At 40.9% G+C, this 13,869-nt stretch carries 13 protein-coding genes; 4 read left to right on the top strand and 9 right to left on the bottom strand.

What is annotated here, in order from left to right:
• Positions 1-67: 67 nt before the first annotated feature.
• Genes J2W55_RS15705 through J2W55_RS15685 form a run of 5 tightly spaced genes read right to left on the bottom strand, consistent with a single transcriptional unit; the run spans position 68 to position 5,669 of the window.
• On the bottom strand, positions 68-886 hold the full coding sequence (locus tag J2W55_RS15705; RefSeq protein ID WP_310097461.1) for a class I SAM-dependent methyltransferase: 819 nt from the start codon (positions 884-886) through the stop codon (positions 68-70).
• Positions 883-2,355 carry a B12-binding domain-containing radical SAM protein gene (locus J2W55_RS15700; RefSeq protein WP_310097457.1) on the bottom strand — a complete coding sequence of 491 codons (1,473 nt, stop codon included), beginning with the start codon at positions 2,353-2,355 and terminating at the stop codon, positions 883-885. The genes J2W55_RS15705 and J2W55_RS15700 overlap by 4 nt, the downstream gene beginning before the upstream one ends.
• A gap of 2 nt (positions 2,356-2,357) precedes the next feature.
• Positions 2,358-3,407, bottom strand: a complete 1,050-nt coding sequence (locus J2W55_RS15695) for a radical SAM protein (protein ID WP_310097455.1) — start codon at positions 3,405-3,407, stop codon at positions 2,358-2,360.
• 2 nt (positions 3,408-3,409) lie between these two features.
• Positions 3,410-4,135, bottom strand: a complete 726-nt coding sequence (locus J2W55_RS15690) for a class I SAM-dependent methyltransferase (RefSeq protein ID WP_310097453.1) — start codon at positions 4,133-4,135, stop codon at positions 3,410-3,412.
• A gap of 34 nt (positions 4,136-4,169) precedes the next feature.
• A complete protein-coding gene (locus tag J2W55_RS15685; protein WP_310097451.1) occupies positions 4,170-5,669 on the bottom strand; it encodes a B12-binding domain-containing radical SAM protein in 1,500 nt (499 codons plus the stop codon).
• Between the two features lie 238 nt (positions 5,670-5,907).
• Here J2W55_RS15685 and J2W55_RS15680 point away from each other — a divergent pair, with 238 nt between their 5' ends.
• The 3 genes from J2W55_RS15680 to J2W55_RS15670 are packed head-to-tail and all read left to right on the top strand — an operon-like array spanning position 5,908 to position 8,933.
• Entirely contained in the window at positions 5,908-6,648 is a 741-nt protein-coding gene (locus tag J2W55_RS15680; protein WP_310097449.1) for a class I SAM-dependent methyltransferase, read from the top strand.
• Positions 6,649-7,818, top strand: coding sequence for an amidohydrolase family protein (locus tag J2W55_RS15675; protein WP_310097447.1), 1,170 nt, complete (start codon positions 6,649-6,651; stop codon positions 7,816-7,818).
• Between the two features lie 2 nt (positions 7,819-7,820).
• A complete protein-coding gene (locus J2W55_RS15670) occupies positions 7,821-8,933 on the top strand; it encodes a glycosyltransferase family 4 protein (RefSeq protein ID WP_310097445.1) in 1,113 nt (370 codons plus the stop codon).
• Here J2W55_RS15670 and J2W55_RS15665 read toward each other — a convergent pair.
• The 3 genes from J2W55_RS15665 to J2W55_RS15655 form a co-directional block, all read right to left on the bottom strand.
• Positions 8,919-9,974 carry a glycosyltransferase family 4 protein gene (locus J2W55_RS15665; RefSeq protein ID WP_310097443.1) on the bottom strand — a complete coding sequence of 352 codons (1,056 nt, stop codon included), beginning with the start codon at positions 9,972-9,974 and terminating at the stop codon, positions 8,919-8,921. The genes J2W55_RS15670 and J2W55_RS15665 overlap by 15 nt on opposite strands.
• Entirely contained in the window at positions 9,971-11,551 is a 1,581-nt protein-coding gene (locus J2W55_RS15660; RefSeq protein WP_310097441.1) for an ATP-binding cassette domain-containing protein, read from the bottom strand. Before J2W55_RS15660 ends, J2W55_RS15665 begins: the two co-directional genes overlap by 4 nt.
• Positions 11,552-11,764: 213 nt before the next feature.
• Positions 11,765-12,298, bottom strand: a complete 534-nt coding sequence (locus J2W55_RS15655; RefSeq protein ID WP_310097439.1) for an OmpA family protein — start codon at positions 12,296-12,298, stop codon at positions 11,765-11,767.
• Between the two features lie 638 nt (positions 12,299-12,936).
• On the opposite strand from J2W55_RS15655, the gene J2W55_RS15650 reads away from it, so the two are divergent.
• Entirely contained in the window at positions 12,937-13,257 is a 321-nt protein-coding gene (locus J2W55_RS15650; RefSeq protein WP_310097438.1) for an RICIN domain-containing protein, read from the top strand.
• A 226-nt stretch (positions 13,258-13,483) separates the two neighbouring features.
• Here the strand turns inward: J2W55_RS15650 and J2W55_RS15645 are convergent, their stop codons facing one another.
• Entirely contained in the window at positions 13,484-13,747 is a 264-nt protein-coding gene (locus tag J2W55_RS15645) for a DoxX family protein (RefSeq protein WP_310097436.1), read from the bottom strand.
• Positions 13,748-13,869 lie beyond the last annotated feature (122 nt).

The raw sequence follows: 13,869 nt of genomic DNA, 5'->3' as shown, positions 1-13,869 counted from the left end.
TTACCCTTTTACAGGTAAATATTTTATAAGGAATGCCACAAGTTGTTTATTAATCTGACTGCCCTTATTATTTCTTCTGCAACGAAATGATAAAATAATCGCCCATGTATTTCCAGGGCCGTTTGTCTTTTAATTTATCCTCTTTATTTTTCAGGAAGTTATAGGCTTTGGGGTGCTTTTCGGCAAATCCTTCAATATATGATGGCGGCACCAGGGTACACAAGCCTTCTAAGCTCAATACTTTATATGATTGCTGTAATGTATTGATAATGAATGACGGGTTGTAATAATAACATTTAAAATAAGCGCCTTCTATGTGGGCTGTTCTGCCTTTGGAGCTAAAGAACCTGCGGAACGCGGTTTTAAACTTTCCTTTAAAAACGAGCAGCGTTTCCCACAGGCAAAATCCGGGGATAATAACCAGGGTTACTTTGCCTCCGGGTTTAAGCAACTTATCAAAAGAAAGCAATACCTTCTGCAATTCCCCGGTACAATTGAGGCCTCCAAAATTGGAAAATATATGATCGAACGGGCCCCGGTTTTGCAACTGGTCAAGCTGTGTGAACGAACAGGTTTCAAAACTGATCCTGTGGCGGAATGGTACCGACTTTTTCTCCAATACCTGTTGCATCCCGCCTGATATGTCAGTTGCATGGATTTTGTGGCCCTCGTTAGCCAGATATATAGCATCTTCGCCGGTACCACTGTTTAGCTCAAGTATGTTGCTGCCTGGCGCAAGGTATTGAAGTATATGTTGCCTTACCCTCGCGCGTTTGTAGTTGATAATGGTATTGCCCAAATATATTTGGTCAAACACCGCCGATTGCCTGGTAAAAGCATCTGCAGCGCTGGCCTCATTATTGGTTGCTATGCTGATATTTGTCATGATGCTTTTTCGAGTTGGCTTAATTTAAAACCCGCTATCATCATGGCCGGCGCATGGTAAAAAACAGAGGCTGCCTTCCTGATGCGCTTTACATTCGTTTTAAAAGGGTTACTAAGCAGTTTTACAAGATTATATTTCGCAAGGTGCGCGTGGTAATTTTGATGTACATATTTATGCAGCTGTTTATAATAAGCCGCGCTATAAGTATTGTGAAACATCAGCGCCATCTCGTCAGAGTCGGTCCAGTTGGTTTTTTGCTGAAGATCGGCCTTTACTTTTTCATAGAACAGAGTGCCGGGTAACGGATACGAAACAGAAATACCAATTTCATAAGGCAGCAGATCATTGATCATGCGGATAGTTTGTGTAATATCCTTTTTGGTTTCGCCCGGATAACCAAACTGGATAAAAAATGATGGTTTTATTCCCTGTGCTTTCATCAGCCGTGTTGCCGTAACTATTTGCTGTATAGTGATCCCTTTATCCATCGCGTCCAGTATTTTTTGCGAGCCGCTTTCGGCACCTATCCAAACATTATCGCAACCCGAGGCGGCTAAGGCTTTTACCGTGTCTTCATCCAAAAGCAAATCGGCCCTTGATTGTATCTTGTACCTGAATTTAAGATCCTCCTGCTCCACTAATTTTGCAAACTGCACAACCCAGTTAGGTTTTAACCCAAAAATATCGTCACAAAACCATATATGTTCCATGTTAAAATGGGTCTTCAGTAATTTAATTTCGGCAATCACATCTTCGGGGCTGCGCGAGTTGTAACGGTTGCCATAAATAGGTTTAGCACACCAGTTACACTTAAAAGGGCAGCCGCGTGTGGTTCCAACGTTTAGTGAGAAATAGCCCCTGTGCTTTAACCAGCATTCGCGGTACGGCGTTATATCTATAAGGTCCCAGGCGGGCAGTGGCAAGCTGTCAAGGTCCTTAAGTACCGGCCTTGCAAAAGTTTTAACGGGTACACCCTGGTTAATATAAGCCAAGCCCTGTATAATGGTGAAATCTTTGATACCGTTTTTGATCGCATTAACCAATTCCAGCAGGGTGTGTTCAGCTTCGCCGATAATCACAAAATCGGCTCCCTCCTGCAAATATTCTTTAAAGCGGTCGGTGGAGTCAGAGCTGGATACGATCACCGTACAACCCCTCGCCTTTGCCAGTTTACACATTCTAAACGCGGCTTCGCGCATATTGGTAAGGCACATCTTGGTAAGGTAGTTAAACCCGTCATCATATATCACAAAAAAGCCCGGCCTGGCTTTATCTATGGCCTCGGTAACTTCATCAGGGGTGTGGCTGAACATGGTATCAAAAAGAGATACCTGATAAGCGTTTTGCCGCATTAAAGAAGCCGCGTATAATGTACCCAGGGGTGCGTAAGGCTGCCCCTGCGCCCACTGCTTGGGATCAAAACGCAAAAAGTACGAATGTGTAAAAAGTATATGATTTAACTGTTCCATAATTAAGCAAGACTGGTTAATGGCGACAGGTTAAGCGAGCAGACGCACTTTACACACGTTGGATTTGTTAACGTATCCAACGACCGGCGAAAAGCGATAGCCTCATCGCTGTTTAAAATATTATTTAATGATGTATCTCTGATATTGCCCATTGATTCCATAAAAAAGCAGGGCCGTACTGCACCGTCGGCTTCCACAACGGCTGATACCCACGGAGCATTGCATTTTTTATAGGGAAAGGCATTCAATCCATAAAATGCAGCGTAATAGTGATATATATTCCTGATCTTTTCGGGGCTTTCGGCAATAAATGCACTATCAAAATCCTTTTTGTATTCTGTTAATAAATAACTGATAATCTCATTTAACTCGGGCAACTCCTGTTCCGGTATCAATATCTCATCCTGCTTGGGTTCAGTCCAGGCCTGCTGGCGGTTAAAGGCATGACTGCTTACGTCGGCAGGCAGAAAGCTTATCTGGTCAAGCCCCATTTTTTTTGATTCGGCAATAATTGCCGGCCAGTTACGATAATTAAGCCGGTGTATCACAGTGCGCCCGGTAATACGGTAATCGGGTTTGATTTTTTTTATGTGCTCCACTCCCTCCCTGAGTTTTCGGAACGCGTTTGGAATATTCCTGATCGCGTCGTGCAGTGCTTCATCACCGTCAAGCGAAACAATAATATCATCAACCCATGTAAGTAATTGCTCCGTATTGTTTTTGATAGACAGGCCAGTAGTTAATAAAGTTACCTTAACGTCAATGGTCTTAAGGATACGGCACAATTCAAAAAAATTGGTATTTAGCAAGGCCTCGCCGCCGGACATGAGTACCTGCCTGGTGCCGAGTTTTTTAAGGGATGATAATAAGCCACTGATGTCTGCTTCGGTTAGTTGTTTCAGATTTTTGTTGTCTTTCCAAATGTCACACATCACACAACGGCAATTACAGGCGCTGTGAGGCATTAATATTACAATGGGCAGTGCTAATATCTTATGCGTTTGCAAGGTGCGGTAGCGCTTAAAAGTATGATATAATGACTGGCCTGCCATGATTAGGGTTTTAACATTATCCAATAAAAACTATCTTTTTTAATCAAGCGGTTCCAAAAGCTGCCGGGGTTGAATAAAATTTTATGTTTAAAAACGTTGAACTTGCTAATGGAATGATGAAAATAATGATCGGCCATGCTGGCAAAGCCCATATCGTCGTAATATTTTCTGCACCTCAATGCCGATCTCTCCGCTTCATGTTTTTGATAAAAAGGCGTATCTATAATATGCACTTTGCCACCTGGATTTAGTAAGGCAAAGGCATCAGATATCGCTGTTCTTACCGATGGAAAATATTGCAGCGAAGCAGCGAATATGATCACATCAAACTTCTGTTTCCCATCAAAAACATCGCGGTTAAACCCTTTGTGTATAAATTGCAGGTTTGATCTTTTAAATACCCGCCTGGCTTGCTCAATTTCAACTCTGTTGGTATCAAGTCCGGTAACCTTAACGTTTGGCATATCAGCAAGCTTTGCAGCAAGCCAGCCATTGCCGCAGCCCACCTCAATTATGTTAAGCGGTTTACGCATATCTTGCAAATAATTCATCAACCGCGAGCTTGAACGCTGCCTCATGTTCCATTCTCTGCAGTGCTTGTGGTCGGCATCAATGAAAGGCAGATGTGCCACCTGCTTATCAGTATATGTTCTTCCCTCCTTTTCGCGTATGGCAATATACATCTCTTCCAAAGCTTCATCGGCAGTCTGGATAGTTGCTTGGGCCATATCAGTTCCGTTTTTTTCCAAATTTGATACGCTATTAAAAACCTTGAATTTCGGGTTGCCGGTACTTCCAGTACTTTTGCAGCAACTTTATTTCATACGGGTATTTATACAGATTTGCTTTATATCGGAGGCTTGACAGTAACTTGATCGACTTCCGCTTCAGGTCGTTAAGCCTTATATCGGTAACGGTTGGATAAACCCCGTTAAGTACCGTTTCAAAGTTTCTGATCTTGTCTATCATTTCGGGCTTAAGCCACGGGGTAAGCGGATTTTTACGCAGGTCGAAGCTTTCCCAGGCCGGGCTCATCCAATCGTCGAGCGTTTGCGGATATTCAAAGCCTTGTTCTAACACCTGTTTAAACAACTCAGATCCTTCGGTCGGAACGGGCGTATAAGTATAGATCACTATCTCCGTGTTCGGATTTACCGCTTTTACCCGTTTAATAAAATTGATGTCAAAATCTATCTGGGCCTGTACTTTTTGAGGTGTTGCCGCGGGGGTGCCCAATACAAAAGAATACTCAGGGGTAATGTCAAACTTTTTTAACCGTTCCGCAAAACGGATGATCTGTTCGCCGGTTTGAGTGCCCCCTTTATCCAGTTGCTCCAGTATCTCATCATTGCCGCTTTCGGCGCCAAAAAAAATGATCTTACAACCGGCCCTGCGTATCTGGGCCAATGAAGCGTCACTAAATTTGTCCATAGTGTCAATACGGGCCATCCCCCACCAGGTCATATTTTCGGGCTCTATGAGCCTTGCAAACTCTACAGCTCGTTTTTCAGATACAAAAAAATTGTTGTCGTGAAATTCAATAGCATCGGCACCCCATTTATCTTTAATATATTTAATATCATTATATACTGTTTTGGCCGACTTAGCTTTCCAGCGGGCCTCGTAAATAGGTACTACGGCACAAAAAGAACAGGTAAAAGGGCAACCGATGCTGGAATGGTAAGCCATAGTGCGCTCTCCCAGGTAAGTTTTACCAAGGTATTTGTTTATTGGATAAAAGGTGCCCAGTTTATCATATGGCAAGGGTGGTAATGAGTCCTGGTCAATGAGGTCTTCCTTAATGGTTTTAGTTATTTTGCCGTCAGCTTTATAGATCAGGTTTTTAATAAACTCATAAGGCTTATGGTTTTCAAGTGCATCGATCAATTGCGGAAAAGCATGGTCGCCCGGGCCATTTATAATAAAATCAACATAACCCGAAGTTAAAACGGCTTTTGGCTGGCTTGATGGAAAGTAACCTCCCCATATCATGGCGGTAAACGGATATTTTGCTTTAATAGCCTTTGACATTGGAATTGCCTCCCTTAATTGCGGCCCCGGCATCACTGTAAAGCCCACATAGCCAAACTCGCCGGTTTGCAAATAGCTTTCTATTTTTTGTAAGGGATCTGTTTCACAATTACCATCAACAATTACCCAGTCATACTTTCCTTCAATTGAGGCAGCTATATTTAAAATCGAATTAGGGATACGGTGTTTAGCCACCGCGCTCTTTGGATTATAGAGTAATACCTTATTCATACCTGTTTTTGTATTTTTTAGTTGATAAAGCCCGTAACTAATTAAACGGGTATATCATTTTTACTTTCAATATGATAAATGCCTTAAACCTGCCGCTTTCATAAACCCATTATTATTGCGCAGAGGGTTCATAATATATTACGCTCCAAAATTCGCCGTGGTTGCCTCATGTATTTAATAAAAAGGCCGGGGCAACCTCAAGCACTGTAAACCCGTAATTGTAATAAAGACCAACAGCATGTTAGCCGCTATAAAACATTACATTCAAAACAGGATATCAACCCCTGCATTAACCGAGAAAAGCGTTGTAGAAGCCTATGACCTGTGGTCGGCCGAATACGATATGCAGCCCGATAACCTGATGCTTCATCTTGATGGCAAATTATTTTCTTACTTATTTGGCCAGGTAAATGTAAAAGGCAGGCAGGTTGCAGATATTGGCTGCGGTACAGGCAGGCACTGGCCTTTAATATTCAGCAAGGAACCAGCCGGCTTAACCGGTTTTGATGTATCGGGCGGAATGCTCAAAAAGCTAACTGAAAAATATCCTGCCGCGCACACCAGCCTTATTACCGACAACCTGTTTTCGGGTATTGCGGATGCTGCTTATGATCTGATCATATCAACCCTTACAGTGGCCCATATTGAAGATATCGACGAGGCTATACACGCGTGGAGCCGTTTGCTGAAAAGCGGAGGCGAAATCATCATCACCGATTTTCATCCGCATACCCTGGCATCAGGCGGTAAAAGAACCTTTAAGCATAATAAAACCGTTATAGCTGTACGCAACTATGTACACCCTATTTATACCATCAAAGAAGCATTGCTAAAAAACAATTTTTATTTGTTGAGCCAGGAGGAAATTAAAATTGACGACGACATGAAATCCTTTTATGCCAGGCAAAATGCCCTGCATGTGTTTGAAAAATATAAAGGGTTCCCGGTGATATATGGTATTCATTTAAAAAAGGCATAAATGATACTCCATGGCTTAAAATTGGCTGATAGCGGACATGCTGTAGACATCAGGATAAATGGTAATAAAATTGACAAAATAGCAACCAAAATCACTGATGATATTACCGCGTTTCAGCTTTATTTTGACGATGCCATTGTTTTTCCCGGACTGATCAACTCGCATGACCATCTTGACTTTAATTTGTTCCCGCAACTGGGCAACCGCTTTTACAAAAACTACACCCAGTGGGGCACTTATATACACCAGCAATTTAAACATGAAATTGCCGAAGTATTAAAAGTACCTGTACATCTGCGTACACTTTGGGGAGTATACAAAAACCTGCTTTGCGGGGTAACAACGGTAGTTAACCATGGCAAACGGTTAACCATGAACAACGCTTTGATCACAGTTTATGAAGATACCCACGACCTACACTCAGCAGCCTTTGAAAAAGCCTGGAAACTTAAGCTGAATAATCCGTTAAAAAAAAATCTGCCGGTGGTGATTCATACGGGCGAAGGAACGGATGAAGCTGCCGCGGATGAGATTGACCGTTTGATATACTGGAATAAGCTGCACAGGCACCTTATTGGTATCCATGCGGTTTCCATGACGGCAAAACAGGCGTCTAATTTCAAGGGCATAGTATGGTGCCCCGAATCAAATTATTTTCTGCTGAATAAAACCGCCCCGGTACAGCAGCTAAAGCAACATACTGATGTTTTGTTTGGCACTGACTCCACGCTAACCAGTAACTGGAACATTTGGGACCATATTGCTATGGCCCGCAAAACAGGATTGTTGTCTGATGAGGAATTATATCATTCGCTCAATTCAACAGCGGCAAAAATCTGGAATATAAATACAGGTGACCTGTACGAAGGTAAAAATGCCGATATTGTAATAGCATGCAGAAAGGGAAACTCAAATGCCCTTGATTCGTTTTATGAGGTTACGCCAGCAGACCTGCTACTGGTGATGCACGAAGGAAGCATCCGTTTATTTGATCAGCAATTCTTTGAACAATTGGCGCGCCACCTCAGGGGCAGGCATTTCAGCCTGATAAAAATAAACGGTGTGTTTAAGTATATAGAAGGGAATTTAGGCGAACTGATTGAATTGATTGTGTCATACCTACCTGCTTTTCCCTTCCCTGTTGAAGTTATTAACCATCAAATACTATAAAATTGATAAAACTGGTTGATCTTACTTACTACACGCACCTTAATTATGATCAGCCTGTGCAGGTTGCTGAAAATCATGCACCAGCTTTGGCTTTTGCTTCCTATCTTAAAAACCGGCTCCATTTTACTTTTGTCAAACATGCCACTTTTCATAAATATGCCGTTGTTAACGGCGTTCATTACTACTTTTTAAAGGGACTTAACCGGTTTTGGTTTGTTTCTGTAAAAACACACCAACTTATAACGGAACTAAAGCCGGATATAATATTGGTGCAGGGGTTTGTTTTCCCTTTACAAGTGATGTTCCTGCGGTGGTTTTGCGGCGGAAATATCAAAATAATTATCCAACATCATGGCGAATTACCTTTTGACGGTATAAAGGGACGGCTGCAAAAATTAGCTTGTAATCTGGCAAACGCCTTCATTTTTACCGCCGCCGGGAATGCCGAAAAATGGAAAAAAAGAAATATCCTGAAGCCCAATGCCCATATATTTGAATTACTGGAAGCATCAACCACTTTTAAACCGCAAGATAAAACGGCAAGTAAAGAACGCACAGGCATGACCGGTAAAACCAATTTTTTGTGGGTAGGCAGATTGAACGCCAACAAAGATCCTATTACTGTTTTAACCGGGTTTGAACAGTATCTGCAAATAAATGCTGATGCAAAGCTTTACATGATCTATCAAACGGATGATATGTTGAATGAGGTGATAGCTATGTTTGCAACCAGTAAAACATTAGCAAACGCGGTAATATTGGTTGGCAAAGTGCCCAATACCGAATTGCCTTATTGGTACAGCGCCGCTGATTTTTACCTGTCGGGTAGCCATAAAGAAGGCAGCGGCTATGCTCTTTTAGAAGCTATGGCCTGTGGCTGTATTCCTGTTGTCACCGCTATTCCATCATATCAAAAAATTGCAGGGGCGTGTAAATCCGTTTTCTTTTATCCTTGTGGTAATGCCGGCGCGCTCGCGCGTTTGCTTGGCATCGTTAATAACCTTGACCGCGAAAAACTCTCCATAAATACTTTAGATCACTTTAATAAAAACCTGACCTTCAAAAATATAGCTGACGGATTATTCGATATCTGCACCCGCTTAATGACCGAATAAAGTGGCTATTTTTGCAGCTATAACCTGGATAGGATAAACCAATACTCTTTCATGCTGCAAATTGTTATCACTTAACAAGTCCGCAATGATCACGGGTAAATGTTCCGCGTTATCGGGCACATGGTGTTGTGGCGGACGGGTATTCATGGCGTTTACCAAGCTTACCACATGGCACCCCGCGTATAGCGCCTCGCTCAAAACAGTGCTGTAGCCTTCGTACTCGGAGGTATGTAAAAGTATTTTAGATTGTTGCATGAGCGCAAGCACCTCAGGGTGTGAGAGCTCTCCGTTCAGTTGGATATTATTCCCCAATTTTAATTTGTGTATCTGTTTTTTTAGGTTCTCCATTTCCGGGCCTTTGCCACAGATAACCGTTTTTATGTTTGGAAATTTATTACTCAGACTTTTAATTACATTGATAAACAAGCCATATTGCTTAAGCGGAATGAGCGAGCCCACACCTATGATATCGATGTCCCTTTTAACGGGTAACGCGCTAAAAAGTGTAATATCTATACCTGTGGGAATAACGTGTTCGGGTGTTATACCGTAATTAATTCTGAACTCTTTTGCCAAAAAATCAGATATAGCTATCAATGATCTCCCTTCGGGTTTTATTTGCTTTACATAATGATTTCCCGCTTTTGCGTCCTGCCCGAGCAGCCAGGTGTAGTGGGGTAAATTGTATTTTTTAGCAAACCTGTTGCCCATAAAGGCGGCTTCCCCTATCCAAAAACTTAACAGCCCCTCAATTTTATACCTGCTATGATGTTGTTTCAAAGCTTGCCACACACGCCGCCAGGTAACTAACCGGAACAACTGTCCCCGTCCTTTACCGGCAAGCGCTATCACCTCAACCCCATACCAGGAATACGTTGAAGCAGTAAAAGGGTATTGAAAGCTAATGACAACAACGTGCAACTGAGGCTTGCTTTGTTTTAGCCCCCTTACAAAAATTTGCATAGATGGTATACAGGTGGTGTCATCTTCATTGGCCGGGAAACCAGGAGTAAGTATCACTAATGTTTTTTGCTTGTTCATTCCAGCGTTATCAGTTTGTTGCAATAATTAAGGCTTGCTTTATTGTGGGTAATAAACAGTATTATCCTGCCCGATGCGGCCAACTGCTTTAATTGTAATAGTATAGCGTCTTCTGCCTGTTGATCCATTTCGCCGAAAGGTTCATCAAGTATAAGCATATCAAAATCATGGTATAATGCCCGGGCCAGCATAATCCGCTGCCTTTGGCCGCCGCTAAGGTTCCTGCCATTTTCCCTTATCATTTTATTTAAGCCTTCGGCATTGCCATTTAACAGGGTGTCAAGTCCGGAAATAGAAATCGCCATAGCCAATTTTTCAGGATCACAGTCGTTATCGCTTAGCGTAACGTTTTTAAGAATAGTATCATGTATAAAATAGCCTTGTTGTTTTACATAGGATATTCTTTGCAAATACTGCTTTCTTGTGCTCGTGTCAGTTTTTTGATCATTGATCATGATACTGCCCGCGTTGGGCGTTAAGAAACCCAGAATTAAATTGATAAGCGTTGTTTTACCTCGCCCTGATATGGCTGATATGCCTGCGAAATCGCCTTTGTTAAGTTGCAGATCGGTATTTACTAATATTTGCTGGTCTTTATAATTGAAACTAACCCTATCAAATTTTACAGATGAAATAACATTTGGCAAAGGACTGACTACCGCTGCAATATCCTCTATCGCCAGCAGGTCATTTAGTGTAAACTCATAGGTCTTTATCTGACCGGTGCTATTTAGTATTTTAATGATGCCCGGTATTATCTTGTAGGCAGATGCCATAAAGATACCAATGGTTAACAGATCAATAACCGCCCCGTGAGCCGACCATTTATTGACGAGCACTAATATAAAAAAGCCAAATACCGCAAAAATTTCAACCAGGCGTGATGGTAACACCTGCAGGGTTTGCTGCGCTGCCAGATTGTTATTTAACTGTTGCTGATAATTGTGATACCGGTTGGTTAAAAAGTCGCTTTTGTCATAAATATTGCTTTCGATGAATCCAGCAAGAGATTCTTGCAGATGTTGAATTGTTTTTTCGCTGGCAAGTTTTGTATGCCCCCTAACTTGCTTTGACCGTTTCCTGATGAAATAGGCCAACACAAAAACCGGTGGAAGCAATAATATGAGCAATAATAAAAACAATACCGGCCGATAGATAAGAATGGCGCTCACCGTAAATATGATAAGGATGCTTTGAGATATTACCTGCTGAACATTGGTAAGAATATAATGACTAAACTCAACGGGCTGCTGGCTTATTTTCCGGATATGGATGGATGAATCAACAGTTACAAAATTTATGTAATCATCTTTGAGGTAATTGATGATATTCTTTTTAGATAATCTTGAAGCTACCTTATAAAAAAAATGGTGCTGAAAACGTAATATAAAAAAACCAAAGCTGTTTTTGAGGCTAAAAAGAACAAGGAATAAACCAATCAGCAGTAAAGAGTTTTTATTAAACCATCCGGCCGGTAAAAATGAATAAGTGGGACTCACCGGTTTGTTGGATGTATAAAAGCCAACTACCAGCAGCAACATCCCCAAAAAAGCGATGTCAAGTATACTGATAAGCAAATCGTACAAAATAAGTTTATACAATCCTGCTTTCTCCCGAGTATTCAGAAGGGTTAAGATGCCCTTAATAATATGCTTCAATTGCCGAACAAATTGTTTTTACCACGTATTTATCATTACGGGTTAACACGCATAATGGTTGCCAGCCATAAAGCATAATGCCCCGGTAACGACAGTTACCGGGGCATTATATAAACAGGAGGTTTATATCAATTATTGATTAACCTTGATTTCAACCCTGCGGTTTTGTACCCGTCCCTCTTCAGTTGTATTGTCAGCTATAGGATTAGTTTCACCAAGGCCTTTAACGGTTAAATTGTCTCCGTTGATGCCGCTGTTCACTAAGTATAGTTTTACAGAATTAGCTCGTTCTATTGACAGTTCCATATTGTGTTCTGGCGTACCTTCGGCAGAGGCATTTCCATTTAATATAAACTTTACGGTTTTGTCTTTCTTCATTTCGGCAGCAGCCTGATCTAAACTCTGATAAGACGCTGTTTTTAATACAGCCGAATTAAATTCAAACTGGATATTGCTGAAATTGTAATTAGGCTTAGGAGCCGGTGGAGGTGGCGTTTCCTTTGGTGCAGGAGCTGGCGCCGGAGCAGGTTGAGGCTTCGGAGCGTACGTTTGCTCGTTTTCAACAGGCACTGGTTTTTGTGCCAGTTTTTTTGATTTACATGATAGTACTGTAATTGTTAATAATGCAAGGATCAGGGGAAATAAGGGTGTTTTTAAAGCTTTCATAGCTAAGTTTTGTTTTTTTGTAAACATAAAAAATATTCGTGATTTCAACCTAAGTTGAATGTAACACATTGATAAATATCGGATTTAACACTCATTTTGTTTAAAATGCGATAGCCCTCCTATTATCTTATACCGGTAACTAAACGGCAAATTTATCGGGCAAGTATGAAGCAAAATTAGCCCGATGAATAAAAAACACGTTGAATTTTAACAATACAGAAAGGTAGAACATTGATAATTAGGTGATTATACGTGCCGCTATAAGTTAATCTACTACGGTTTTATTTTGATGCTTTCTGTTGCTTAGCCTGATCTAAACCGGAGATCATCATAAAAAGTAATACTCCTTTTGAAAAAATCGAAACAAGAGAGAGGCTTTTATATAGATTTTCTATCGTCCATCTTAAAACATATTTTTATATTAAGCCTTAGTTTTACAGATAGTCGTTTATGTTCATGAAAAGCGCTTTATTCTTATCATTGCTACTGTTAATATTTACAGGCAGGTGTTTCCCGCAGGATATTAAAGGCAATTATGCTATTAAAAATGTGCAAACAGGGATGCTTTACGTGTAAAAGATGCGGGGTCTAAAAACGGGACGCCCCTTGTTGCCTACTATCCTGAAAATTGGAAATGTATGACGTGGAGCTTTAAAAACACAGCGACCAATACATATCAGTTACAAAATCTTTTAACTAATAAAACATTTCAACCATCCACATCGCCCGAAGCCAATATTCCGCTGAATGAGCAACCATTGGTTGCTGGGACTCTCAATCAACAATATGAGTTTATTGCCGTTAAGAAAGATACCTATCTTATTAAGCTTAAAGGAACCGACCTTTACATTACCCCTGCCGATCCTAAAGGCAGCGTAAATTCGGCTATTGTATTAGCTCCAATGCTTAATATGACCTATCAGTACTGGAATATTTATCAACAGGCACCCACAATGTAAATGACCATATCCAAATTAAAGTGTAATAGACATTAGCAATTATTGCAACCTGCTTAACGTTGGTTAAGCCATAGATTGGTTTATTCCTTCTTTCAAATTACTATTTGCCTGGTAACCTGCATCCGCACCATCGGTTTTAATTTTTTTATGATAATAAATGTAAGACGCCGCTGCAAGGGACAAAATGATATACATTGGCGCCCAGTTAGCAACTGATTTACCTGAATTAATAATGGAATAGGTAGCACCAATCAAATGTTAATCCGGCATAGGCCCATTCTTTAATGCGCGGATAACCAGGGATCAAGATAGCTATGACACCTAATATTTTAGCGAACCCTAAAAATGGTATTAAATAAACAGGATACCCCATTTCCTTAAAACCTCCAATAGCAATAGGCATAACAAGGGCATCTGGTATTGCGGACCCTAACATAAAGAATGCAAATAGTCCGGTTAAAATCCAGTAAATAATTCTTGTCTTTTTCATGATGATTGATTTATTTTAGTTTAATAATTAACTCCTGTAAAATTAAAGTTACATTGGCATATGTATTAGGTGCTAATGCGGCTATTTTAGGGGCTGATTACGACTATTTATAAACCTATTTA

The organism is Mucilaginibacter pocheonensis (assembly GCF_031456535.1).
GTDB lineage: Bacteria > Bacteroidota > Bacteroidia > Sphingobacteriales > Sphingobacteriaceae > Mucilaginibacter > Mucilaginibacter pocheonensis.
This window is presented reverse-complemented; position numbering and strand designations above follow the sequence as displayed.

What these genes read in the sequence shown, in the direction of transcription:
- J2W55_RS15705 (WP_310097461.1), bottom strand. Translation starts at nt 886, where the DNA reads ATGACAAATATCAGCATAGCAACCAATAATGAGGCCAGCGCTGCAGAT.
- J2W55_RS15700 (WP_310097457.1), bottom strand. Translation starts at nt 2,355, where the DNA reads ATGGAACAGTTAAATCATATACTTTTTACACATTCGTACTTTTTGCGT.
- J2W55_RS15695 (WP_310097455.1), bottom strand. Translation starts at nt 3,407, where the DNA reads ATGGCAGGCCAGTCATTATATCATACTTTTAAGCGCTACCGCACCTTG.
- J2W55_RS15690 (WP_310097453.1), bottom strand. Translation starts at nt 4,135, where the DNA reads ATGGCCCAAGCAACTATCCAGACTGCCGATGAAGCTTTGGAAGAGATG.
- J2W55_RS15685 (WP_310097451.1), bottom strand. Translation starts at nt 5,669, where the DNA reads ATGAATAAGGTATTACTCTATAATCCAAAGAGCGCGGTGGCTAAACAC.
- J2W55_RS15680 (WP_310097449.1), top strand. Translation starts at nt 5,908, where the DNA reads ATGTTAGCCGCTATAAAACATTACATTCAAAACAGGATATCAACCCCT.
- J2W55_RS15675 (WP_310097447.1), top strand. Translation starts at nt 6,649, where the DNA reads ATGATACTCCATGGCTTAAAATTGGCTGATAGCGGACATGCTGTAGAC.
- J2W55_RS15665 (WP_310097443.1), bottom strand. Translation starts at nt 9,974, where the DNA reads ATGAACAAGCAAAAAACATTAGTGATACTTACTCCTGGTTTCCCGGCC.
- J2W55_RS15655 (WP_310097439.1), bottom strand. Translation starts at nt 12,298, where the DNA reads ATGAAAGCTTTAAAAACACCCTTATTTCCCCTGATCCTTGCATTATTA.
- J2W55_RS15650 (WP_310097438.1), top strand. Translation starts at nt 12,937, where the DNA reads ATGACGTGGAGCTTTAAAAACACAGCGACCAATACATATCAGTTACAA.
- J2W55_RS15645 (WP_310097436.1), bottom strand. Translation starts at nt 13,747, where the DNA reads ATGAAAAAGACAAGAATTATTTACTGGATTTTAACCGGACTATTTGCA.